Origin of the sequence: Mycobacteroides immunogenum, from assembly GCF_001605725.1 — a bacterium.
GTDB classification, from domain to species: Bacteria; Actinomycetota; Actinomycetes; order Mycobacteriales; family Mycobacteriaceae; genus Mycobacterium; species Mycobacterium immunogenum.
The window spans coordinates 4,690,492-4,717,482 of the sequence record NZ_CP011530.1; the positions used below are offsets into that span (position 1 = coordinate 4,690,492).

The 26,991-nt window shown below is 63.7% G+C and carries 10 protein-coding genes; 2 read left to right on the plus strand and 8 right to left on the minus strand.

The genetic code is table 11. The annotated features are described in order from the left end of the window. Nucleotides 1-43: 43 nt before the first annotated feature. The 4 genes from ABG82_RS23365 to ABG82_RS23380 form a co-directional block, all read right to left on the minus strand. Nucleotides 44-7,786, minus strand: a complete 7,743-nt coding sequence (locus ABG82_RS23365; protein WP_043076675.1) for a non-ribosomal peptide synthetase — start codon at nt 7,784-7,786, stop codon at nt 44-46. Further along, entirely contained in the window at nt 7,783-18,132 is a 10,350-nt protein-coding gene (locus ABG82_RS23370; protein WP_407661893.1) for an amino acid adenylation domain-containing protein, read from the minus strand. The genes ABG82_RS23365 and ABG82_RS23370 overlap by 4 nt, the downstream gene beginning before the upstream one ends. Nucleotides 18,133-18,158: 26 nt before the next feature. Continuing rightward, nucleotides 18,159-18,389: an MbtH family protein gene (locus tag ABG82_RS23375; RefSeq protein ID WP_005062145.1), complete on the minus strand. Its 231-nt coding sequence runs from the start codon at nt 18,387-18,389 to the stop codon at nt 18,159-18,161. A gap of 939 nt (nt 18,390-19,328) precedes the next feature. Continuing rightward, nucleotides 19,329-19,574: a hypothetical protein gene (locus tag ABG82_RS23380; RefSeq protein WP_043076676.1), complete on the minus strand. Its 246-nt coding sequence runs from the start codon at nt 19,572-19,574 to the stop codon at nt 19,329-19,331. Nucleotides 19,575-19,826: 252 nt separating this feature from the next. Between ABG82_RS23380 and ABG82_RS23385 the strand changes: the two genes are divergently transcribed. Further along, entirely contained in the window at nt 19,827-21,077 is a 1,251-nt protein-coding gene (locus ABG82_RS23385) for a glycosyltransferase (protein WP_043076677.1), read from the plus strand. Nucleotides 21,078-21,256: 179 nt separating this feature from the next. Further along, nucleotides 21,257-22,486 (plus strand): class I SAM-dependent methyltransferase, encoded by a 1,230-nt coding sequence (locus ABG82_RS23390; RefSeq protein WP_043076678.1) that lies wholly within the window; start codon nt 21,257-21,259, stop codon nt 22,484-22,486. Here ABG82_RS23390 and ABG82_RS23395 read toward each other — a convergent pair whose 3' ends face one another. The 4 genes from ABG82_RS23395 to ABG82_RS23410 all read right to left on the minus strand — a co-directional run bounded on the left by ABG82_RS23395 (nt 22,487) and on the right by ABG82_RS23410 (nt 26,965). Further along, complete coding sequence (locus ABG82_RS23395; protein ID WP_043076679.1) at nt 22,487-23,275, minus strand: TylF/MycF/NovP-related O-methyltransferase; 789 nt, start codon at nt 23,273-23,275, stop codon at nt 22,487-22,489. 107 nt (nt 23,276-23,382) lie between these two features. After that, a complete protein-coding gene (locus ABG82_RS23400; protein WP_078343670.1) occupies nt 23,383-24,528 on the minus strand; it encodes an acyltransferase family protein in 1,146 nt (381 codons plus the stop codon). A gap of 44 nt (nt 24,529-24,572) precedes the next feature. Continuing rightward, entirely contained in the window at nt 24,573-25,841 is a 1,269-nt protein-coding gene (locus tag ABG82_RS23405; RefSeq protein WP_043076680.1) for a glycosyltransferase, read from the minus strand. Continuing rightward, complete coding sequence (locus ABG82_RS23410; RefSeq protein ID WP_043076681.1) at nt 25,838-26,965, minus strand: acyltransferase family protein; 1,128 nt, start codon at nt 26,963-26,965, stop codon at nt 25,838-25,840. Before ABG82_RS23410 ends, ABG82_RS23405 begins: the two co-directional genes overlap by 4 nt. Nucleotides 26,966-26,991: the final 26 nt, after the last annotated feature.

The following is a 26,991-nucleotide window of genomic DNA, read 5'->3' on the forward strand; positions in this document are numbered from 1 at the left end:
ATCCGCGGCCCTATCCCATTCGTTCCAGCTCGACGAGCATGACTCAGAGGTATCCGAGCAGTTGCAGGTCCGTGGCGTATTTGGCGATGATCGGCGCAGATACCTGCGGGATGTCGTGGTCGGCACCGATCTTCGCCTGCCGTACCGCGGCGTGGAACCGATCGGCAGGCGCCATGGGTCCAGTGGACGGCTCCGGAGGCTTTCCGTCCCAGCCGTGCTGCTGCAGTATCCGCAGCATCTGGAGTACCGAGCCCTGGCGCTGCCGATCGGGCAAGGCAAGCAGCCCGGCCTCGAATCGAGCAACCCACTCGCCGAAGTCGCTGATGCGCTCGATCGGGTGACCGGCCTGGATCAGCCAGTCGACGTACTGATCGATACCGATGCCATCGTCATGCGGGTTCATCACGTGATACGTCTCGAATCCCGCAGGAGAATGCGCGGATTCACCCTGACCCACCGTGCCGCCACCCAGCGTGGTGATGGCCTCCGCGACGAACTCCACAGGGAGCCCGTCGAAATGGGCACGCTGTCGATTGCCGTCGGCGTCCAGCTCGTAGACGGAATGAGGCGCCACGCCAGTGGCCAGAATGCTCAGCACCATTCGGCTTACCGTGTCGGAGGCGTTCAGCTGCCCCGCATGGCTGGTATCGACCATGATCATGCCCGAGCGGAACACCGCCACCGGCAGCCCGAAGTGGTCGTGCGCCTCGCGCAGCAGCACCTCGCCCGCCCACTTGCTGTTGGCGTAACCGTTGGCATAACTGCCATCGGAAGGCCTGGTAGCACTGATGATCCGGATGTCGGCGTCCTCCAGGAACACCGACTTCTCGATCTCCCGGCCCACATCCGCGGTGGAGACATAGGTGTACGGCTTGAGTTTGGCGGTCAGCGCGAACCGGATCAGTTCAGCTGTACCCACCACATTCGGGCCGAACAACTCGTTGTACGGCAGCACGCTGTTGACCATCGCCGCGGAATCGACGATCAGATCCACGGATTCGGCCAGCCGCTGCCAGGTGTCGTGGTCCAGGCCCATGTTCGGCTCGGCCTTGTCACCGGCGATCACCTGCAGACGTCCGTCGGCCAGGTTCTCGTAGTAGTGCAGCAGTTCCTCGTCACCGCTGTCGAACGTCTTGTCCAGACGAGCGCGGGCTTCTTCATCGGAAGCGGCTCGCACCAGGCAGACCAGGGTGCCGTCCACCTCCTCCAATTCTTTGAGCCACTGCAGCACCAGATACCGGCCCAGGAAACCGGTCGCCCCGGTCAGCAGCACCGTCCGCGCCGCCGTGCTCGAAAGCGATTCGACCGGAGCGGTATTCAGTGCCGAAACGTCGAAGAACTTATCCAGCGTGAGATCACTGGCCCGTACCTCGGTGGCACCGGCCCCGTGCACAGTCGCGTAGCTGGGCCCGGTGGTTCCGGAAGCACGCATGGTGTCCAGGTGCACGCTCAGGCCGCGGGCCGTCGGAGACTCGAACATGGTGCGTACCGAGAGTTCGGTGTCCAGTGCGGTGTTGACGGCCGCGACAACCCGCATGGCCGAGATCGAGTCACCACCCAGATCGAAGAACGAGTCGTCGGTACCCACCCGCTCGATGCCGAGCACCTGGGCATAAATGCCGACGACTGTCTCTTCGGTCGCGGTGACCGGGGCACGGTAGTGCGCGGCGGCCTCGTACTCGGGTACGGGCAGCGCCCGACGGTCCAGCTTGCCGTTGACCGTCAACGGCAGCGCCTCGAGCTTCACCACCGCTGCCGGCACCATGTAGGTAGGCAGCTTCTTGGCCAGCGCACCGCGCAGCTCGGCCGGATCAATGCTCCCGGCAACAGCTTCGGTGACGTAGCCGACAAGGCGCTTGTCGCCGGGACGATCCTCCCGCACGACCATCACCGCCTGATCGACCCCGTCCAGCTCTGCCAGCGCCGCCTGAATCTCGCCAAGCTCGATACGGAAACCACGAATCTTGACCTGCTCATCGGCGCGGCCCAAGTACTCCAGGTGCCCGTCCGCGCCTAACCGCACCAGGTCACCGGTGCGGTACATGCGCGCGCCGGGCTCCCCGAACGGGCATGCCACGAACCGCGAGGCGGTCAGCCCGGAACGGTTCACGTAGCCCACGCCCACGCCGTGCCCGGCCACATACAGCTCCCCGACCACGCCCTCGGGTACCTGACGCAGCCAGGTGTCCAAGACGAACAGGGCAGCATCGGGCACCGGCGAACCAATCGGGACCACAGACGTTCCCGCCGTCAACTCCGCGAAGGTGGCGTAGATCGTTGTCTCCGTTGGGCCGTACGCGTTGATCATCGAACGTCCGTTGGCCGTCCACCGATCCACCAGATCCGTCGGGCAGGCCTCACCGCCGACCGCCAGGGTGGTGTGCTCCAGCCCCTCGGGTGACAACAGGCCTGCCGCCGAAGGAGTTTGGAATACGGCGCTGACCTTCTCGGCGACCAGCAGGGCGTGTAGGTCACCCGGCGAGCGCACCACCGAATCCGGCACGATGACCAGGCGGCCACCGTGCAGCAACGCGCCCCAGATTTCCCACACGGTGATGTCAAAGATCAGCGAACCCGTATGTGCCCATGTCTCTTCCGGCCCCATGGGCAGGTTTGAGAGCGGAAACTTCAGGGTCTGCGTGAGATTGCCGTGCGTGATGGCCACGCCCTTGGGAACACCTGTGGTGCCCGAGGTGTAGATCGTGTACGCGATGTCATCGGGAGCGGGAGTGAGCAAGGGCGCATTGCCGTAGATGGCGCCGGTGGGATCGTCTTCGGCATCGTCGAATTCGACGATGGGCACACTCCACCCGTCCAGCCGACCCCGCAGCTCACCCGTGGTGACCACCGCCACCGGTGCCGCGTCGGAAAGCATGAACTCCAGGCGGTTATCGGGAGCCGCCGGGTCCATCGGTAGGTACGACGCTCCCGTCTTGAGGACGGCGAGGATCGCCACGACCGCATCGTCCGACCGCGGCATCAGCAGCGCCACCGACTCGCCGGGACCGGCTCCGTAGATGGCCAGCAGATTCGCCAAGCGGTTGGCGGCCTCGTCCAGCTCTCCATAGGTTGTCGAGCGGCCCTCGAACCGCAGCGCGACCGCCTCCGGTGCGCGCTTCACATGTTGGGCGAACACCTCCGGAATCGAGAGCACCTTCTCCGGCAGGTGCGTCAGCACCGAACGGTTACCCCAGTCGTCGAGCCGCTCCTGATCGGTGTCATCGAGGACGGCCACCGATGCCAGCCGCCGGGCCGGGTCGGCGATCATGGACTCCAGCACCCGCTGGAACCGATCGATCAGGCCCTGAATGGTTTCCACATCGAACAGTGCGGAGTCGTATTCGATGTGCAGCCCCAGCTGATGGCCAGGCAGCGCCATCACCGACAGCGGGTAGTGATTGTGCTCGCGGTTGGAGAATCCGGTGATCGCCAGTTCCTGCGCGCCCCCGAAGGCACTGGTGTCAATCGGGTAGCTCTCGTAGAGGAACAGCGTGTCGAACAGCAGCTCGTGGCCGGCGATGTGGTGGATCTCGTTGAGCGCCAAGTGCTCATGCTCAAGGGTGTCGTTGTGTAGGCGCTGCATCTGATCCAGTAGATCGGCGACTGTGGTGTCCGCGCCTGCGCGTGCACGCACGGGCACCGTGTTGATCAACAGACCCACGATCGAATCGGAGCCGGCAAGTTCGGCCGGCCGTCCCGACACCGCGGTGCCGAAGGTGACGTCATGCTGGCCCGTCAGCGCCATCAGCATCTGTGCCCAGGTGGCCTGCAGCACCGTGCTGAGGGTGGTGTGCTGTGTGCGCGCCAGCTTGCCCGCCGCCTGCGTGATCTCGGTGGACAGCCGGCGGGTCTGCACCCCGCGCGGTCCGGGAGGTGCCGGCGGAGCGACAAGTGTCGGGGACTCGACGTCCTCCAGCACCTGGCCCCACGCCAGGCGGGCGGCATCGAGATCCTGATCCGCTAGCCAGCCCACGAAGTTCCGGTAGGACGCCGGGGCGGGCAGCCGCTGGCCGAAGTAGCTTGCCAAGATTTCCTGCAGCAGGATCGGCAATGACCAACCGTCGATCACGATGTGGTGGAAGGTCAGTACGAAGCGATGCTGGTTGCCCTCGGTGCGAATCAGCGCCGCGCGGAACGTCGGCCGCTCGATGAGATCGCACACGGCGGCTCGCTCAGCGGCGCACAGCCGCTCAACCTCGTCGTCGGGTGTCAGATCGTCGCCGCGCAGGTCCAGGTACCGCCACGCGATCGCGGGCTCTGCGGAAAGCACCTGTACCGGTTCCCCGAATTGGGTGCAGAAGCGGGCGGCCAGGTTGGGGTGACGCCCGACCACGGTGTGCACCGCATCGCGCAGCCGCAGCTGGTCGACGACGCCCGCCATGGTGATATCGAGCTGCACCGCGTACACGTCACTGGATACCGCTTCGGCCAGCTCACCGGCACCCCGCGCCAGCGTCGCGTGGAAGAGCAGCCCCTGCTGGACAGGCGTCAGCGGCAGTACGTCAACGATCTCGTGCTGTTCGTGCAGCTCGTCGATCTGTTGCTGGGTCAGTTGAGCGGGAGCGATATCGGACGGGGTCAACCCACCACCACCGGCGCGCACATACGCGCAGATGCCGGCCAGCGCCTCGAACCACAGCTGGCTCAGCCGCTGTACCTGGGGCTCGGTGACCGACGAGGGCGCCCACGTCCAACCGGCCCGCAGATGTGCGCCGGACTCTTCGCCCAGACCACCCTCCACGATTCCGGCGTTGAGATCCACCGTGTACATCAGTGGCATGGACACGGTGGAGGCCACGCTCGCCGAAGAAAGACTGTCTTCATTGATGCGCCACAGCTCTTCGGTGAGATCGCCGGCGCCGGCGCCGAGCCGCCCGAGGTAGTTGAACCCGATGGCCGGTTCCGGACCGGTGAGGTCGACGTCCGAATTCAGGTAGCGCAGCAGCCCGTAGGTCAGCGGGTCGGGAAGTGCCCGCAGTTGTTCCTTCGCGCCCTTGACGATTGGACCCAACGCCGCGGATCCGCCGACGATGTCCTGCCAGGCGAGCCCCCCGACGCTCAGGGCGACGGGGTACTTGGTGGTGAACCAGCCGACGGTGCGCGACAGGTCTACATCATCTGCCAGCTCTTCATGACGCCCATGTCCTTCGACACCGATACCAATCGACTCGACACCGGAGTCCAGGAATTCGTTCCAGGCCAGTCCAAACGCGATCAGCAGAATGTCCTGCACGCCAGCGTGAAACGCGGCGGGCACCTCACTGAGCAGCTCACGAGTGGTCTCGGCGTCGAGCGACACCGACAAGGTCTTGGCCGTGGCGTAGGTATCCAGCTCGGGCAGTACGGCGGGCAATGCCGAGGGCACCGCGGTCACCTCGCGCCATGCGTCGGCCGTCGCCACCACCTGCGCGGAGCGTGCGTGCTCGTCCAGAAGGGTGGCCCAACGGGCGAATGAGGTCCCGCCCGCGGGCAGCTCCACCGGCTGCCCGCTGTGATGCTGGACCCAGGCGATGTTCAAATCCTCCAACAGAATTCGCCACGACACACCATCGACGGCCAGGTGGTGGATCATGAGGGCAAGCTGGCGGGTTTCGGGAACCCACACCGCGCTGAGCTCGGCACCGGCAGCCGGGTTGAGGCGCGAACGAGCCGCGACCAACTCCGCGTCGGACAAACTCGCCGCGACCCGCAGGCATTCGCGCGCGTCCACCGCGCCCGTCTCCGGGACCAGCAGCGACCACACGCCGGCAGCGCCGTCGGGCTCCGCACGCAGCCGCAACGTGGCGTGGCGGTCCAACAGCGCCTGCAGCACGACGACCACATCGTCCTCGGTGACACCGGCCGGTGCCTGCAGGACGATGGTCTGATTGAACTGGTCGACAGGACCTTTCACCTCGTGCAGCCAGTGAATGATCGGGGTAGGCAGTACCGGACCGATGCCCTCGTCGATGACATCAGCCTGGCCGTCGGAGAGGGTGGCCACCGCCGCCACTCCGCTTACGGTCTGCTCGACGAAGATGTCGCGTGGCCGGCACAGCACCCCGGCCGCCCGCGCCCGCGACACCACCTGCATCGACAGGATGCTGTCGCCACCGAGATCGAAGAACGACTCGTCCACGCCTACCCGGTCAACCCCGAGGACCTGGGCGTAGATATCCGCCAGGATCTTTTCCACCGGCCCGGACGGCGCCCGGTAATCGGTTCCGACGCTGCGGTATTCGGGCGCGGGCAAAGCACGCTTGTCCAGCTTGCCGTTCACCGTCAACGGGAGAGCGTCCAGTACCACCACCGCGGCCGGAACCATGTATGCGGGCAGCCTCTCGGCCAGCGCGGTGCGCGCCTCGACCGGATCGGCGGTCCCCATGATGTAACCGACAAGTCGCTTGTCGCCAGGACGATCTTCACGAGCGATCACCACTGCCTGCTCCACGCCGGCCAGCCGTGCCAGTGCGGCCTGGATCTCACCCAGCTCGATCCGGTAACCACGGATCTTGACCTGCTCATCCGCACGGCCCAGATATTGCAGCTGCCCGTCTTCGCCCCACTGCACCAGATCTCCGGTGCGATACATCCGCGAACCGGGCCCACCGAATGGGCAAGCGAGGAAGCGAGATGCGGTCAGACCGGACCGGTGCGCGTATCCGGGCGCCACTCCGTTGCCCGCCACATACAGCTCACCCACCACGCCTTCGGGTGCCGGCCGCAGCCACTTGTCCAACACGAACAAGGCCGCACCGGGCACCGGCGAGCCGATCGGCGCCACACCCGAGCCGGGTGTCAACGGTCCGCTCATTGCCGCGTAGATGGTGGCCTCGGTCGGGCCGTAGGCATTGATCATCGTGCGCCCGCTGGCCGCCCACCGATCCACCAGTTCGGTCGGGCAGGCTTCACCGGCGACGATGAGCGTCGTCGACTCCAGCCGTTCCGGTGACAACATCCCTGCCGCGGAGGGCGTTTGGCAAAGCACACTGACCTTTTCGCTGATCAACAGCTCATGCAGGTCATCCGGCGAGGACGCCACAGACTCGGGCACCACCACTAGGCGCCCGCCGTGCAGCAGCGCGCCCCAGATCTCCCACACCGAGACGTCGAAGACCAGCGAATGCCACTGCGACCACACCTCGCCCGGACGGGCGGGCAGATCCGTACGGACTGCGTCCACCAGCTGAGTCACGTTATGGTGCGTAACCGCAACCGCTTTGGGCACACCAGTAGTTCCCGAGGTGTAGGTCATGTACGCCAGATCGTCGGGCTCCGGCGCGGTCAGCGCAGAGCTCGGCTGCCCATCGATCAGCGGATCGTCGATTTCGATGACGCCCACGTCGAGCCCGTCGAATCGTGAACTCAGGTCTGCCGTGGTGAGCACTGCCACCGGCCCGGCGTCCGACACCATGAACTTGATGCGCTCGTCGGGATGAGCCGGGTCGATCGGCAGGTATGCCGCCCCGGTCTTGAGGATGGCCAGCAGTCCGATGATGGCCTCACCCGAGCGTGGAACCAGCAGCCCGACAACCTCGCCCGGGCCGGCGCCGTTGCCCGCCAACAGGTGGGCGATGCGGTTGGTGATCTGATCCAGCTCGCGGTAGGTCCAGGACCTGTCCCTGCACACCAGCGCGACGGTCTCCGGCGCGCGCTCCACCTGGACTGCGAACACCACCGGGATCGAAACGGGTTCGGCGACGGGCTCGGTGAGCACCGCGCGGTTACCCCATTCGTCGAGCCGGTCGTGATCATCGTCGTCGAGAAGATCCATCGACAACAAAGTCCGGGTGGGATCGGCGCTCATGTTGGCTCCTTCTTCTTCCCTTTAACATCAGATGTCATGGCCTCCAGCACCCGCTGGAACCTCTTGACCAACTTGCCAATTCGAACGGCGTTGAAGACATCGGTGTCAAATTCGACGCGGAGTGCCAGCTCATGGCCCGGTGTTGCCTGGACCGCAAGCGGATAGTGGTTGTACTCACGATTACTGAACCCGGTGATGGACAGCTCATGCACACGGGACAGCGCGGCCGTGTCGATGGGGTAGTTCTCGTACACGAACATCGTGTCGAACAACTGGTCGTGTCCGACGGCGTGGTGAATCTCGTTGAGCGCCAGGTGCTGGTGCTCCAACGTCTCTCCGTAGGCCCCCTGCAACTGGGTCAGCAGGCCGGCAATCGTGGTGTCGGAGGTGATGGTCGCGCGGACCGGCACCGTGTTGATCAGCAGGCCCACCATCGATTCCGCGCCCACAAGGTCCGTCGGACGGCCCGACACCGCGGTGCCGAAGGCCACGTCGGTCTGCCCGGTCAGCCACATCAGCAGCTGTGCCCATGCCGCCTGCAGCACCGTACTGACGGTGGTGCGGCAGGAGCGCGCGAGCTCACCGAGCGCCTGAGTGGTCTCGGCAGACACCTCGAACGACTCAACGCCGCGCCGGCCCAGCACCATGCGGCCCGGCGGCCCAACCAGTGTCGGAGTCTCGAAGCCTTCGAAGACCTTGCCCCACGCCGATCGTGCGGTGCTGTTGTCCTGCCCCGAGAGCCACGTGACAAACCTGCGGTACGCCACCGGAGCCGGTAGGCGCTCCCCGAAGTAGCTCGCGAAGATCTCCTGCAGCAGGATCGGCTTCGACCATCCATCGAGCACGATGTGATGGTTGGTGACCAGGAACCGGTACTGGTCTGTCCCCGTCCGGGCCAGCGCGGCCCGGAAGGCCGGTTGGCCGGCCAGGTCGCAGACCGCAGCCCGTTCCGCGGCAGCAAGCCGATCGACCTGCACCTCAGCATCGCCCTCGCCGTCCAGCTCGACGTATTGCCAAGCCAACTCGGGGTCTGCCGGGATGAGCTGTACCGGTTCACCGAACTCTTCGAAGAACGTGGCCACCACATTCGGCCGCCGCCTGATCGCGGTATGCACGGCCTCCTGCAACCGCTTCGGATCGAGCGGTCCACTCAGGGCCACATCGAGCTGCACGGCATAGAGGTCGTCGCTGCCCTCCATGGCCTCCGGGGCCAGGTTCGAGTGGAACAACAACCCCTGCTGCAACGGCGTCAGCGGCAGTACGTCGGCAATCTCGTACTGATCGTGCAGCTGATCAATCTGCTGCTGAGTCAGCTGCGCCGGTACGACATCCGACGGAGTCAGTCCGCCTCCACCGGCGCGGACATGCGCACAGATCCCCGCCAATGAGTCGAACCAGAGTCTGCTGATCCGGTCAATCTGGTGGTGACTCAACGCCGATAGCGCCCATGTCCAGGTCGCGTGCAATTGCGGCCCGGCCTCGGCGTCCTCCATCACACCGGCGTTGAGTTCGACGGTGTGCCCCAAGGGTGTGGGGACCGACGTCGCGGCAGCGGTGATCGCTACCCCGTCGTGGTCGATGCGCCACAGGTCGTCCGACAGGTCGGCGCCGCCCGCACCCAAACGACCCAAGTAGTTGAAACCGATCGACGGATCCGGCCCGGCGACCTCCACATCCGGGTTCAGGTAGCGCAACAGACCGTAGGTGAGGCCGTCCGGCAATGCGCGCAGCTGCTCCTTGGTCGCCTTGATGACCGGCGCCAGCGCGGGATCACCGGCCACCACCTGTGCCCAGGACAGCTCACCGACCGCCAGCGACACCGGGTACTTACTGGTGAACCAGCCCACCGTGCGCGAGAGATCGGCGTCGCCGGCGAACTCTTCCTGACGACCGTGGCCCTCGACATCGAATCCGATCGGCGCTCCGGCCGAACCCAGGAACTCGTTCCACGCCAAGGCGAATGCGATCAGCAGCACGTCCTGAACTCCGGCGTGGTACGCGGTGGGCACCTCGCCCAAGAGTTCACGAGTGAGGTCGGCATCAAGCGATACCGACAGCTGTCCCGCACTGGCATAGGTGTCCATCGTGGGGTGCACGGCAGGCAACGCCGCCGGGATCTGCTCCACCTGGTGCCAGGTGTCGGCCAGCGCCACCACATCGGCGTCGCGCGCGTGCTGGTCGAGCAGCGTCGCCCAGCGCGCAAACGACGTTCCGCCCGAAGGAAGTTCCACGGGCTGTCCACCGTGATGCTGCGCCCAGGCGATGTTGATGTCTTCCAACAGGATCCGCCACGACACCGCGTCCACCGCCAAGTGGTGAATGATCAGCACCAACCGGTTCTTGCCGCTTTCCCAGAGCGCGCTCAGCATCGCCCCGGTGGCGGGATTAAGCCGCGACCGGGCTTGGCTCAGTGCCTCGTCCGAAAGCGTCTCCACGACAAGAAGGCACTCGCGGGCCTCGATCGTTCCCGCCTCCGGAATCAGCAGCGACCAGTCGCCGGCGTTGTCCTCGGCCCGCAGCCGCAGCGTGGCATGCCGATCCAACAGCGCCTGCAGCACAGTCACCACATCGTCCTCGGAGACTCCGGCGGGAGCCTGCAACACGACAGTCTGGTTGAACTCGTCGACGTTGCCGCCAAGTCCGTGCAGCCAGCGGATGATCGGCGTAGCGACCACCGCTCCGGTACCCGCGTCGGCCACCCCGGCCTCGCCGTCGGCGAACACGGCGACCTGGGCCAACCGTGAGACGGTCTGCTCGACGAAGATGTCACGCGGCCGCAGCAGCAATCCGGCGGCCCGGGCGCGGGCCACTACCTGCATGGACGAGATACTGTCTCCGCCCAGGTCGAAGAAGGAGTCGTCCACGCCGATCTGCTCGACCCCGAGCACCTGGGCGTAGATGCCCGCCAGGATCTCTTCGACTGCGTCCTCGGGTGCTCGATAGTGGTCGGCGTCCTGAAACTCGGGCGCTGGGAGCGCGCGCGTGTCGAGCTTGCCGTTGACGGTCAACGGCAACGTATCCAGCACCACCACCGCGGCGGGGACCATATAGGCCGGCAACCGCTCCGCGAGCGTGGCTCGCACAACCGCGGGATCCAAAGTGCCTGCGGTGGATTCGGTGATGTAGCCGACAAGTCGCTTGTCGCCCGGGCGATCCTCGCGAGCGATCACCGCCGCCTGATCCACGCCCTCCACCCGGGCCAGTGCCGCATGGACCTCACCGAGTTCAATGCGGTAGCCACGGATCTTGACCTGCTTGTCGGCACGTCCGACATAGCGGAGCTGCCCGTCCTCGCCCCACTGCACCAGGTCGCCGGTGCGATACATCCGCGATCCGGGTGCCCCGAATGGGCAGGCGACGAAACGGGTAGTCGTCAGATCCGAACGGCCCAGGTATCCACTCGCTTGTCCGGCACCTGCCACATACAACTCACCGACGACACCCACCGGCACCTTCCGGAGCCAGCCGTCCAGCACGAAGAAGGCCAGATGCTCCAGGGGCACGCCGATCGGGCTGCTGTTGCTGTCCACGTCCCCGTCACCGATTTCCCGGAAGGAGGCGTGCACTGTCGTTTCGGTGATGCCATACATGTTGATCATCCGCGGCAACCCCGGATGACTGTCGAACCATGACGAAAGCCGCTGCGGTTCAAGCGCTTCTCCACCGAATACCACGGTCTGCAGCTTGAGCTGCTGCCCCACCTCGGGCTGTAGCGCGTCGGCGGTCTGCAATGCGTAGAAGGCCGAGGGGGTCTGACTCAGCACGCTGACTTCTTCGCTGACGAGCAAGGCATGCAGGTCCTCTGGCGACCGCACGACCGCGTCGGGCACGACGAGCAACCGGCCGCCGTACAACAGCGCGCCCCAGATTTCCCACACCGAGTAGTCGAACGCCAGCGAATGGCATTGCGTCCAGACCTGTCCCAACGCCAATTCCGCGTCCAGCGACTCCAGCAGCTGCGCGACGTTGCGGTGCGTTACCGCAACGCCCTTGGGCGCACCTGTGGTCCCCGACGTATAGATGATGTACGCGATGTCATCCACTGCCGGAACAGGGAGCGCGGCGGCGCTCTGCTGACTTACCGCCGGATCGTCGATATCGATCGCGGACACACCGGATGCGGCCAGCCGCGGCAGTAGCTCCGCCGTGGTGACCGCGGCGATCGGCGCGGCATCACCCAACACGAACTCGACACGCGAATCCGGGTGCGCAGGGTCGATCGGCAGATACGCCGCCCCGGTCTTCAGCACCGCCAGGATGGCGGCGATCGCCTCACCGGTGCGGGGAAGCAGCAGCGCCACCCGCTCACCCGGGCGGGCGCCGCGGGTCACCAAATGGTTCGCCAACCGGTTGGCCGTGGCATCCAATTCGCCGTAGCTCCAAGACCGTTCACCGCAGGTGATCGCGACGGCCTCAGGCGCGCGTGCGACCTGTGCGGCGAACAGCTCCGGAATCGACGTCAGCGCGGGCTCCGGGCGGGTCAGTACCGCTCGGTTACCCCACTTGTCCAGCCGGTCGTGTTCACCGGCGTCGAGCAAGTCGATCGACGACAACCGGGTGGCCGGATCGGCGGTCATGGCCGCCAATACCTGCCGTAACTTGTCGACGACGGTGTCGATATCAGCCGGCTGGAACACGTCGCTATCGAACTCGACGCGCAGTCCCAGCTCATTGCCCGGCATGGCCACGACCGACAACGGGTAGTGGTTGTATTCGCGGCTACTGAAATCGGTGATACCCAAGTCTTTGGCGCCCAGCAGCGCATCGGCGTCGATCGGGTAGTTCTCGTACACAAACAACGTGTCGAAGAGCCGGTCGAGGCCGATCGCGTGATGAATCTCGTTGAGCGCCAAGTGCTCGTGCTCGACGGTCTCATTGTGTGCGCGCTGCAACTGATCCAGCAGATCTGCGACGGTGGTGGCGGCGGTGATGTTCGCACGCACCGGCACCGTGTTGATGAGCAGACCGACCATCGAGTCGGCTCCGGCCAAATCCGCGGGGCGTCCCGATACCGCCGTGCCAAACGCGACATCATGCTGTCCGGTCAGCCAGGTCAGCACCTGGGCCCACGCGGCCTGCAGCACCGTGTTGACGGTGGTGCGCTGTGTACGGGCAAGTTCGGCCAGCGACCGCGTGATGTTCTCGGAGATGCGGTAGGACTCCACTCCCCTGCGGCCCGCGGTAGCAAGCGATCCCACCAAGGTAGGAGCCTCGAAGCCATCGAGGGCCTTGCCCCATACCGATTGCGCCGCAACCCGATCCTGCCCAGCCAGCCACGTCACGAAGTTGCGGTACGGCGCGGGCGTCGGCAGGCGGTGTCCGTAGTAGACGCTGAAGATCTCCTGCAGCAAGATCGGCAGAGACCAGCCATCGATCACGATGTGGTGCGCTGTCAACACCAGACGATGCTGATTCTCCGTACCGTCGCCGAGCCCCGAGATCAGGGTCGCCCGGAAGACCGGTTCCGTGAACAGCCGGCAGACGGCGGCACGCTCAGCAGCGCACAGCTGCGCTACCCGCTCATCCACGCTATCGGTCAATTCGACATGCTGCCAACCGATTACGGGTTCCGCCGAAATGATCTGTACGGGCTCACCGTATTCCTCGCTAAAGCGGGGAGCCAGGTTCGGATGGCGCTTGACGACCGCGTACACAGCGTCGTGGAGACGGACGGGATCGAGGGCACCGGTCACGGTGAGTGTCAATTGCACCGCGTACACGTCGTCTTCGGCGGAATCGCCAGTGGCCTCGGCGAATCCGGCCTGGAATAGCAGCCCCTGTTGCAGGGGTGTCAACGGCAGCACGTCGGCGATCTCGTACTGCTGCACCAACGCGTCGATTTGTTGCTGGGTCAGTCGGGCCGGCGCCAAATCGGAAGGCGTCAATCCGCCTCCGCCAGAACGTACGTGGGTGCAGATGCCGGCCAGAGCCTCGAACCACAACTGGCTCAGGCGGTCGGCCTGAGCGCCGTCCAGCGCCGACTGCGCCCAGGTCCAGTTGGCGCGCAGTTCCGGACCGGCCGCGGCATCCATGGTGCCGGCATTGAGCTCCACCGAATGGGCCAACGGCATCGAAATCGCCGCGGCAACATCGGTCATCGACAAGCTGTCATCGCTTATCCGCCAGAAGCCCTCGGAGAGGTCGGCCGCTCCCGCACCCAACCGCCCGAGGTAGTTGAATCCGATTGTCGGCTCGGATCCGGTCACGTCGACATCAGGATTCAGATAGCGCAGCAATCCGTAGGTCAAGCCGTCGGGCAACGCACGCAACTGTTCCTTGGCCGTCTTGATCACCTGACCGAGGGCAGCCTCGCCCGCGACCACCTGCGCCCAGGTCAGCTCCCCCACCGCAAGCGAGGCCGGATACTTGGTGGTGAACCAGCCGACGGTGCGCGACAGGTCGATACGACGATGGGCGGCTTCGCCAATCTCTTCCTGGCGGCCGTGTCCTTCTACGTCGAAGGCAATGGCCGCCCCCCGGGTGCCAAGGAATTCATTCCACGCCAGCCCAAAGGCGATCAGCAAAATGTCTTGCACCCCAGCATGAAACGCCGCAGGCACCGCACCCAGCAGTTGCCTGGTGGTCTCGGCGTCCAATGACACCGACAATCGTCCGGCGGTGGCGTAGGTGTCGACCGCCGGCTCAACCGCCGGCACACGGGCCGGCGTGGTCAGGATCTGCCGCCATGCGTCGGCCTGCCGCACCACGTCCGCGGCCAGCGCGTGTTCCGCCAGCAATGCGGTCCATCGAGCGAACGATGTTCCGCCGGAAGGCAATTCAATTTCCGCGCCACTGTGATACTGGGCCCAGGAAATGTTCAAGTCTTCCAACAGAATTCGCCACGAAACCCCGTCGACGGCGAGATGGTGAATCACCAGTGCCAGTTGCGCCGTGCCGGGCGCCCATACCGCACTGAGCATCACCCCGGACACCGGATCAAGTTCCGCGCGGGCGGCCACCAGCACCTCGTCCGACAACGCGTCGACAACGCGCAGGCGGTCGCGGGCAGCCACCGCACCCACCTCGGGAACGAGCAGTGACCACTGTCCATCGGTGTGCTGCGCACGAAGACGCAGAGTCGCATGCCTGTCCAGCAGCGCCTGCAAGACGACGACCACATCGTCCTCGGTCACACCGGACGGCGCCTGAATGACCAGCGTCTGATTGAACTCGGTAATCGGGCCGTCAACCTCGGCCAGCCACCCCATGATGGGAGTGGCCGCGACGGGGCCAAGACCCTCGTCGGCCACATACGCCTCACCACCGGAGATTTCGGCCACCGCGGCCAGTCGCGACACCGTCTGTTCAATGAATACGTCACGCGGCCGGCACAGCACTCCCGCCGCACGAGCCCGGGCAACCACCTGCATCGACAGGATGCTGTCCCCGCCCAGGTCGAAGAACGAGTCGTCGATGCCCACGCGCTCGACACCGAGCACCTGGGCGTACACACCGGCGAGAATCTCCTCCACCGCGTTACCGGGCGCCCGGTATTCCGCCCCCAAACCGCCGTACTCGGGAGCAGGCAGTGCACGGGTGTCCAGTTTGTTGTTGGACGTCAGCGGCAGCGCCTCGAGCACCACCACCGCGGCCGGAACCATGTAGGGCGGAAGGCGCTTGGACAAGATGCTGCGCACTTCGGCGGGATCCGCGGTTCCGGTGACATAGCCGACGAGGCGTTTGTCTCCAGGGCGGTCTTCGCGAACGATCGCGGCCGCGTGATCCACACCGTCGAGTGCGGCCAACGCGGCCTGGACCTCACCGAGTTCGATGCGGTATCCGCGAATCTTGACCTGCTCGTCGGCACGGCCCAGGTACTGCAGTTGGCCGTCGTCGCCCCACAGCACCAGGTCGCCGGTGCGGTACATCCGGGCGCCGGGTTCGCCGAACGGGCAAGCCACAAAACGCGAGGCCGTCAGATCTGAACGGCCGACATATCCGCATGCGACACCGTCACCGGCGACATACAGTTCGCCGACCACTCCGGGCGGCACCGGTTGCAGCCAGGTATCGAGTACAAACAGCGCCGCACCGGGCACCGGCGAGCCGATGGGAACCACCGCGTCGGGCAACTCGGCAGTGAGCGGCGCGCTGATCGCCACGCACATGGTGGTCTCTGTCGGCCCGTAGGCATTGATCATCACCCGACCGGGTGCCCACTTCTCGACAACAGCTGCGGGGCACGCCTCGCCCACCACCGCGAGTGCGGTGGCATCCAGGCCTTCGGGTGACAGCATTGCCACCGCAGACGGTGTCTGTGTGAGCACGGTGACCTGCTCGGAGACCAACACATCGTGGAAATCCGCGGGCGAGGCCGTGATTGATTCAGATACCACGACCAGCCTGCCGCCACGCAGCAGCGCACCCCAGATCTCCCATACCGAAACATCGAAGGCCAAGGAGTGGCAGAGCGGCCACACGCCGGGGTTGGGCAGGCCGGCATCCAGCGACGACATCAGCTGGGTGACGTTGTGGTGGGTGACGGCGACGCCCTTGGGCGCTCCGGTGGTACCCGAGGTGTAGATGACATAAGCGATGTCGTCCGGCGTGGGAGCCGACACCCGCACAGGGTGGGCCGTGGCGTGGGTTTGCGCCGGATCGTCCAGATCGATGACCGCGAGGTCAAAGACGTCCAACCGCGATCTGAGCTCGGCTGTGGTGATAGCCGCGACCGGAGCCGCGTCACCAACGATGAATTCCAGGCGTGAGGCAGGCACCGCGGGGTCGATCGGCAGATATGCCGCCCCGGTCTTGAGCACCGCCAGGATCCCGATGACAGCCCGGGCCGACCGGTCTGAGAACAGGATCACCCGCTCGCCCGGACCCACGCCCTCGCGCACGAGCTGATCCGCCAAACGATCGGCGGCCTCATCCAGTTCGCGATACGTCAACGTGCTGTCGGCGAATGTCAGTGCCGCGGCATCGGGATCGGCCGCCACTCGCGTCGCGAACAGATCCGGAATGGACACACGTCGCGCGGCCGCTGCGGTCAGAACAGCGCTGTTGCCCAGCTGCGCCAGACTCGCGGGCTCGTCATTGACAAGGGAGTCCAGTGAAGAAAGCCGCCGATCGGGATCGGCGGCCATCTCCGAGAGGAGACGTTGTAATCGGATCGCCAGATTTGGCACCCCGAACTTGGCGAACGGCTCTCCGTCGCCCGACGAGCTCAGGACCAACTGGTCACTCGCGCCGATGAAGAAAAGCCCGAAATGCCCCATGGGGCCGTGGTTGGTGTACGACGCGGTTGCGGGCGCACCAGCGAGGTCCAGGGTGAGCCTGGCCGGGATGAAGTTGACCGCGACGCGGTTACCGGCGTGACGTACTCCCCGGAGCCCGAATTCTTCGTCCTCAAGGGTATGCACGGGGAAACGTTGGTGTTGCAGCAGTTCGCGAATGCGCGTGTCGACGTGGCGGCAGAATTCGGCCACGGTCGCCTGTGGCGGGGCGTTGAGTACCAGCGGCACGACGCCGGCCATCATGCCGGGCAACGTCCGGGAATCCGGGTGCACGCGACGGCTGACCGGGAAATCCAGCGCCACTTCCGAACCTGTCGTGGACCAGCCTCGCACCAGCAGTGCGCAGGCGGCGGTGATGACCGAGTAGCGGCGAATCCGCAGAACCTTTGTCAGATCCTTGATCTCGCCGACCGTGATGTCGTCCATCTGAACGGAATCAGACGGGTGGTAGCCGTCCGAATCCTCGGACGCGTGTGGCATCCGGTAGTCCAGTCCACTATCCGGGGGGCGATTTTGGCTCCAGTACTCCCGATCCGCGGCGTACTCGTCGGAGGAAACGTAATCGGTCTCCCACTCGACCAGGTCTTGCAACGTGCCGAAGTAGGCGGGCGGCACAGGCTCGCCCGCGACCAATGCCGTGTAGATGGACGCGACGCGGCGGCTCACCACCGCCATACCCAAGCCATCCAGGTTGATGTGATGGCACAAGCCGAAGAGGTAGAACTCGTCGTCACCGGTGCGGTACAGCGCGAACTTCAGCAGCTGTCCGGTCAAAGGCATCAGCGTGCGCTGAATATCGGTGGCCTTTTCCCGGGCACGATGGACCGGATCATCCGAATCCCGTAGATCCTCGAAGGCGAGCACCAGATCCGAATGGTCAATCGGCCGCTGCACGATCTGTCCATTTACTTCGAAGAAGGCGGCCCGCGCGGGTTCGGCCTCCGTCACGGCCTGCCGGATGGCTTGCTCAAGTAGAACTCGTTCTACTTTTCCTTCGATCCGGACCAAAAGCCCTAGCTGCCACTCAGCACCAACCAGACCGCTTTCCTGTGAAAGCCAGATATCCAATTGTCCGCGGGAAAGCGGTAATGCCCCGTCCTCAGACTCCATCATTCGCCTACCCCCTCTCCGAAGGTTCAGCGCCCAAGACCCCCACCCTGCGCCAATCTCTCTCGCAGGCTCTTCGGCCGGATATCGGTCCAGTTTTGTTCGATGTACTCCAGGCAGGCAGCGCGGTCCGCTTCACCGAATACCACCCGCCAGCCGTCGGGCACATCGGCGAAAGCCGGCCATAGGCTGTGCTGCTCCTCGTCGTTGACCAAGACGAAAAAGCTTCCCTTGTCATCATCGAATGGATTGATGCTCACGCTTTCTCCAGGTTGCTTCGGTGGACATCGCAAACATACGGCTGAATTTAGAGCGTTGTACGGGGTTTCACAAAGTTCTAATCTTCGTAACTTTGACACATTCCCGTTCGCTGCCGCAACTAATTAGCCAAAACATCATCATTGACGTGTTTACCCAGGTCAAATATGGTCACATAGGTTTCAATCTGTTGCGAAGATCGTACAAAGAAGTATACCAAGTCCGCACCCGTCGCGTAAGTCGAGCTTCCGCCGACGAACTTGAGCAACCGACTTTAGCGGGATCGCCCCGACCGACAGCAAAGTATGACACTAGAACTGGATACGGGCGTTACCTAATATCAAAGCTTGCTGTGGATCTTGGTCAAGTAGCTTGAAGAAGTAGCCGACGGGGAAGTATTCAGGCATTTTCCGAGTTCAGCCATGGATTTTCACTCAGGCAATTAATTGCGCATCAGGCGGCATGTGTTACCGCCAGGTGCGCACCAAATGAACTCAAGGCGACCTGAATTCTGATTCAGACTGAAATCGGGGCGCCGCATGCTGGACTAGCAACAGGTCCCCGCAGAACGAAGAGCACTCGGAAGTAAATGTGGTGACAATGCGCTACGAATTAAGTTCTCATCTATAAGAAATACCGCCGATTTCCACAACCGTTTGGGCACATGAGTGTCTACCGTCGGCGCCACAAGGAATTACGCCGAAAACGTTGTTATGAGTATGCCCCGATAACGTACCGAGTACTGCGGAGATCGTCGATACCCGTATCCATAAACATGACGCAGGACCAGGCGGTGGCACGCGTTTGTCGCGCATCCCCGGAAGTGTGCGGAACGGTGCCCGATCAACGCTTCCGAAGGCTGCTGGAACACTCAAGACGACGCTAAAAGAAGGCTACGCCCATCAAATCCGAAAATCGTGGCGCGCTGTTACGGAAATAGGTCAGTCATCCGGCTGATCAGCACGAGCATGGGTCCCCTCGATGGGAGACGATCCAGCCGGCATCAGCATGACAAACACGGGAAGACGCAGCATCGCGCCGGTAATAATAGGAAGCCGGATCGCTACTGAGACGACTTCCAGCTCCAAACGTCTCCCCCGCCGAGTCTCCATCTCCAGACGTCCTGGCAGGCGTTTCGGCGTCGACAGCCAATCCAAGCCGCGCTCAATTGACTCGACGACGTTCATGGCTCGACTATACCCGCGCCAGGCGCGCGCGGGCGGGCGATCTCGGCACGTGATTTCTCTTGTATGACAACACTGTTCAAACACCCGAGTAACGGCGCTGCTCAGCAGAGTTTCAGACCGACCGGTTTACCGCCGGCATTGACAGTAAGCGCTCTCCGGCGCCGAATGTCTTGCGACAGTTTGAAGACTCGACATAATTACCCAGTACTCCCGCCAGGCTCACTGCGCGCACAACCGAAAGGCCCAAGACGGATGAAGTTTGTGCTGTCGTGCTACGGCACTCGCGGCGATGTCGAACCGTCCGTCAGTGTCGGGCGTGAGCTGCTACGCAGGGGTCACGATGTTCGTGCGGCCGTTCCACCGGACCTTGTCGATTTCGCCGAGAACGCCGGGCTTTCGACGGTCGCCTACGGCCCGGCGCTCAATGAGTTCCTCCAGGAAGAGTTCCTCCGGAATTTCTGGGCGCAATGGGCGCGCAATCCAATCCGCACCCTGCGCGACCTCTGGGCGCCGTTGGCCCGGCATTGGGCGCAGACAAGCACCACCTTGACCTCGCTCGCGGACGGTGCCGACCTCGTTTCCTCGGGCCTCAACTTCGAGCAGTCCGCCGCGAACATCGCGGAGTACTACAACATTCCGTTCATCTCGCTGCATCACTTCCCGATGCGGCCCAACGGCAGGCTGATACCGAAACTGCCCCCGCCGATCGTCAGATCCGGCGGGGCACTGTCGGAGTGGATGCTGTGGCGCTCGACGAAAGCCGCCGAGGACGCACAGCGCCAAGAACTGGGCTTACCCAAGGCCACCACCACGTCCGCGCGCCGGATCTCCGCGAGCGGCGGCCTGGAAGTCCAGGCCTACGACGACATATGCGTCCCGGGCCTGGCCGCCGAATGGAAGAAGTGGAATGGCCAACGCCCCTTCGTGGGAACCCTCACGATGGAGCTCAGTACCGAAGCCGATCAAGACGTCGCCGGCTGGATCGCCGCGGGCACGCCGCCGGTCTGTTTTGCCACGGGCAGTATTCCGGTCGAGTCCCCTTCGGGCACAGTGGAAATGATCGGCAATGCGTGTGCAGAGCTCGGCGAAAGAGCATTGATCTGCGCCGGCGGTACCGACTTCGGCGGCGTCACCCTTCCCGACCATGTCAAGGTCGTCGGCGCCGTCAACTATGCCCAGGTCTTCGCGGCCAGCCGGGCCATCGTTCATCACGGTGGGTCGGGCACCACGGCGGCAAGCCTGCGCGCCGGCATTCCCACCCTGATCCTGTGGAGCACCGGCGATCAACCGTACTGGGGCAATCAGCTTGGCCGACTGAAAGTCGGTGCGGCTCGCCGTTTTTCGGCAACGACCCAAAAGACCCTGGTGGCCGATCTACGCAGGATCCTCACACCCGAGGTCGCCGCCAATGCCCGGGAGCTGGGCAGCCGCATGACCACGCCCGAGCAAAGCGTGGCCAAGGCCGCGGATCTCTACGAGGAAGCCGTCCGTCGGAATCGCTAAAGCGGAGGTCGGACCGTATAAAAGTCTGGTAACAAAGATTCCCAAATACGTTTACTCAAACGCCTTTACGACCTAGGTGAAAGCTCTACGCTGTGCTCACCCAAAACGCGTTCGCACTCTCCACAGCGCGTCAGGGCCCCTGATATAGCCAGTTCACGCGTGAGAAATGGGGTCCACACATGACCGGTCAGCGATGCCGCATATGCGGCGGTGATCTTCACAAAGTCTTCGATCTCGGCCGCCAACCCGTATCGAACGCGTTCGTTCGGCTGGAAGACGCCGACAAGGTGCCGTTCTTCCGTCTAGCAGTCGGCGCATGTACCTCGTGCACGATGGTGCAGCAACTGGAGACCGTCCCGCCCGATGCCATGTATCGAGCGGACTATCCCTATCGGGCATCCGGGTCTTTGTTGATGCGCAAGCATTTCGAAGACGTGGCCAATCACATCATCGACACCTGCCCGGGCGGTCGTGATGGATTCGTCGTCGAGATCGGCAGTAATGACGGTGTCATGTTGACCACGCTTGCCAAGGCAGGCATGCGCCACCTCGGTGTCGATCCTGCCGCCGGGGCCGACGACGTCGCGCGGTCGCACGGAGTGAACGTCCGGACCGACTTCTTCAACGCGGAGACAGCCGCCGAGATCTACGCCGAAAAGGGGCACGCCAATCTCATCTTTTCGGCCAACACGTTCAGCCACATCTCCTACCTGGATTCGATATTCAAGGGTGTCGACACCTTGCTGGCACCGGATGGGCTGTTCGTGTTCGAGGATCGTTCACTGGCCGACATCTTGCGGCACAACTACTTCGACCAAATCTATGACGAACACATCTATCTGTTCTCGGTGAGCTCGGTCAAGGCGATGGCCGCGCACTTCGGCTTCGAACTGGTTGACGCCGAACACCTCCCCTATCACGGCGGATCGATCCGCTACACCGTCGCCCGGCGGGGTACCCGGCAACCCACGGCGGGCGTGGCAGCGCTTCTCGCACAAGAGAAAGCAGACGGCTTGGCCGAAAACGAGGAAACGGCCTTCGTCCGGTTCGCCAATGACGTCGACCGCATCAAGAACGACCTCGTCGCCCTCCTGCGCGACATCCACTCCCGGGGACGCCGGGTCGTCGGCTACGGCGCCACCTCCAGAAGCGCTACCGTACTGAACTATTGCGGCATTGGCACGGATCTACTTCCGCTGCTGTGTGATTCGACCCCGGAGAAACAGGGTCGCGTCACGCCGGGATCGAAGATACCGGTGTGCTCACCCGCGGCCTTTTCCGATCCGTATCCCGACTACGCCTTGCTGTTCGCGTGGAACCACGCCGAAGAGATCATGGCCAAGGAACGACAGTTCCAGGAGAGCGGCGGACAGTGGATTGTGTACGTACCGGAGGTGCACCTCGTCTGATCAGTGCGGCGGACGAATGATCAAACCCTGGCCCGTCGGTAGGGCGACCACCTGCACACCTAGTTCGCTCGCGAGTTCATCCATGGCGATGCGCTGCTCGTCACGACCACGGTTCGCGTAATCGTCCAGGAGCACGAAGGCACCCGGCGTCAAGCGGGGCCAGAAGTACCGCAGTGTAGCGATTTCCGGAGGGGCACAGTTCATATCGATGTGCAGATATGCCACAGCGGTGGACTCGACCTCGTCAAGAGTGTCCGGAACCGAGCCTGCCACAATGCGCTGATTTTTCCACTGCGCGAAGTTTGCCCGCACACTGTCCACCGAGCTCCCATACACGCCGCTGCGCACCAGCTCCTCGCTCTTCTCCAGCGCGCCGGAATCGCGTTCATCCGAACTGACGAAGCGAGGGTCCAATCCACCGAAAGTATCCAACAGGTAGAAAGTCTTGCCCAGCCGGTCCCAGTCGAGGTGCTCCATGATCGCGCTGCTCAAAAACCCATAGCTCACACCGCACTCGACGAAATCTCCCTCGAGCTTGCTGGCGCTGGCGGCCGCCCACAACCCGACGTGTACCCGCCATTCCCACGGATACCAGTCCTTGCCGCCGATCGCCCGGACGCCACGTTGATATGCCCGTTGAAATGCCGGATCCTCAAGGAACGCATGGCTGTTGAAGGTGACCAGCGCATCGTTGGCATAAACATCGGGGAGGATCGCGCGCACGAGCGCATACTCTTTACGTACCGCCCACAGCCAAATACGAGCACGTCGCGACAACCCACTTTTCACGGCGCAACAATAGCATCCGCAATCGGGGCAAAGCCTAGAAACAAGCACCTCGATTTTTGCGAATCATCGTGTCTCCCAGGAAAATCTGGGAAACGAAATCATGCACTCTACGGTGCGCCTTCTCTCGGCTCCGCAACGCCTCCGCCAATGGTGTCGAACCGCTCTTCCGCAGGAGGTGGTACCGGCTGTTCGGCATCGCTCACCGGGGCGCGCCGGCGCAGGAAGCGCGATTTCAATGCGATCGCTCGCTTCTCTATCAGGAACCAACTCAGCGCCGCGGGTGCCAGCGTGACAGTGGTGGCAACGACGAAGAACGCAAAGGTATTCAACACGGCGGCGCCCAGCACGGCCAGCATCTGTTGCATCGGGAACGCATAGATGTACACGCCATACGAAAGATCGTTACGCAGGTTCAATCGTCTGTCCCGTACCAGCGCACCGGAGGCGATGACCGCGTACGCCAGGGGAAGCGCACCGATCACCCGGTAGTTGGCCAGCAGGCAAGAAGCCGCGACGATGACGACGCTTACCCCGACGAGCGACCAGCGCGCGGGAATGACCTCGCGAAAATGATAGACCAGCGCGCCGGCCGCGAACATGACAGCGAACCGGAACACCATCTGCGGAATGGTCTGCATGGCAGCGGTCGGATACGAGAAATACGCTGTCGCACATACGGTCAGTACAAACGCAGCAGGGACGAACCATCGTCGGTTCAAAAGACCGGTCAGACCCAGCGCCGCCACCGCGATGTAGCAGCCCATCTCGAAGATGAGGGTCCACAGGGACCCGTTCCACACCCCGGGCCATGGAATATCGCGCGGCGTCCCGTCGATACCGACGTAGAACGGGTACAGCAGGGCGTTACTCAGGGCGTATTCGTACGGCTTGGACGAGGACAGCAGGTTCGACACCGAACCGTGCTGAATAAGCACGCTGACCGGCGCCAGCACAAACGCCGTGATGGCCACGCACACCCACAGCCCCGGGAAGATACGCAGGGCACGTGCCACCGCGAACTCGCGCAGGCGAGGGTTGCGCAACCAGCTCGATGTGATCAGGAAGCCCGACACCGCGAAGAAGCCGTCCACCCCGACCTGCTCCATGAACTGTTCCAGCGGTTTGAAGGTGATGAAGCGACCGGTGAGCGGCCAGGAATGCCACAGAATCACGCTGATCGCCAACACCAGCCGCCAGGCATTGAGCGCGTTGTTTCGTGGATCGAATGCCTGCCCGAGTGATGCGCCACGCATCAGGATCCGGCGCTTGGCATCTCCTGCGTCGTCATCGGCATCACTCATGCCGCACACCTTGACCGTGCAAATTCCTCGATGACATCGGCAGCGGCGGTGGCGCTTTCGCTGGGCTTGGTCATCTCCCCGGCAAGCTCACGGGCGCGCCCGCGACACTCGGCAGACAGGATTCGCCGCAGGTCTGTCACCAGGGAATCGCGGGTCGTGGTGGAAAATCGCCGGGTAGTCCCTACCTTCAAACGCTTGACCTGCCCACCCCACAGCGTTTGATTAGCATCCATCGACAAAACAAGAGTCGGCACGCCGGCACGCATGCTGGCCGCGGTAGTTCCCGAACCACCGTGGTGCACCACTGCCCGGCAGGCAGGAAAGACGGTGCCGAAATTGACAGCCCCTACCACCTTGACGTGGTCGGGGATTCGCCTATCGCCGAAGTCGCTCCACCCGGCACCGATCAATGCGCGCTCCCCCAACTCCGCGCAGGCCGAGGCGATCATTTCCAGGGCAGCTGCGGGCGATTCGACCGGCATACTGCCGAACCCGAAGAAGATCGGGGGTGTTCCGGCCGCGATCCAAGAAGCAACGTCGGCATCAGCATCGGCAGACATCTCCATGGTCAAGGAGCCGACAAACGGCCGCGCACCATCCCATTTCGTCCACTCCTGGGCCAATCCGGGAAAGCACGCGTCGTCATAGCCCTGGACCTCCAGCGAGCCGCGTTCAGCGATCCGCCGCGGCGAGGGCCCCGATGCCTTGGGCAATCCAAGCTCACGCCGCTGCGCGTCTTCGACGCGCTTGTTCAGGCGCCAGCCGAACCAATCGAAGAACGCCATTGCCAAGCGCCCCAAACGCGCAGGCAAGATCGAGACCAGCTGACCGTTGGGCCGCATCGGAATGTGATGCAGGGTGACCAATGGGATGTCGTAGTACTCGGCAACATTGGCCGCGGGCTCCTGATAGCTCTGGCCGGCGAACAACACGTCCGCGTCCTTGGCCTCGGCCATCAGCGTGCTGTTCATCTGTGCCCAACACCTGTCGCTGATGTCCCACATGTGGCGCCACATCTTCCGGATCTCCCTGACCTTCCAGAAGGTGCGGAACAGGAAAGTGAAGAAGTTGCGGTACACGTCAAGCCATGTCTTGGTGTCCAATCCGTACGACACCGTCTTCACCCCCGCGTCCTGAGTGAAACCCATCAAATCGGGCGGCACGGCCATCACGACGTCGTGCCCACGGCGCTGCAATTCACGCGCGACCACCAGAGAAGGCTCGACATCGCCCCGGGTTCCGTAGCTTGCCAACACAATTTTCATGGCAGATAACGCCCTCTCAGCTGTGCCTGTCCAGTCCAGTTCATCCCAGGCCCACCCCTTCTAGACCGCGACGATGCGGCCGGTTGATTGTTCCTACGTTTGAGACGAGTCTTCAGTGCCAACGCGCGCTTCTCAACAAGGAACCAACTCAGTAAAGCGGGCACCAGCGTCACGACGGTCGAAATCACAAAGAATGCCACGGGATTTAAACGTGCCAGGCCTGCCACTGCCAACAACTGCTGGATGGGGAAGGCATATACGTAAACGCCGTAGGACAGATCCGTCTTGAGATTTAGTCGCTCGTTCTTGATCAATACGCCGGAGACGACAACGGCATATGCCAACGGAAGCGCGGCGACCACCCGATAGTCGGGCAGCATGCTCGACGCAAGCACAACCGCCACGCTCACCGCGACGAGCGACCACTTGGCTGGGATGACGTCGCGCCAGTGGTAAAGCACCGCGCCGGCGGCAAACATGATCGCAGTACGCACGGCAAGCTGTGGGAGCGTCCATAGGCCGGGAACTGTGAGCGGGGGCAACGCGAGCGCCCCGAAAGTGGCCAACACCAGGATAACCGGGGACACCCAGCGACGATGCGCGAGTCCGAGCATGCCCAGCGCCGCGACGGCAAGATAACAGGCCACCTCGAAGATGAGCGACCAGAGCGATCCGTTCCATCGCCCCGGATACAGAACGTCCAGAGGTGTGCCGGCGACATCGAACTGAAGTTGTAGCAGCGCAATGTTCTTCAGTACGTAGTCGACCGGGGCAAACGATCCGAGTATGTCGAGCGGCGAGCGGCCCTGGATGACGACGCTCAGCGGAGCGAAGACGAATGCGGTGACGATCAGAACGATGTAGTAGCCCGGCAGGATTCGCAGTGCCCGCGCCAGTAGGTAATCCCTGATGTGTGGGTTCCGCAGCCAACTCGCGGTGATGAGAAAGCCCGACAGTGCGAAGAATCCATCCACCCCGACCGAAAACAGCAATTGGAGAACCGCTCTCGATGGCAAACGGTCCGTAAGCTGAAAAGAGTGAAAGAGGATGACCTCGGTCGCCAGTAGAAGCCGCCACGCATTCAGCGCGTTGTTACGCGGCTCGAATGCGGACCCAAGCTTCATCAGTCGCCAAGACCTCTTGCCAGGCG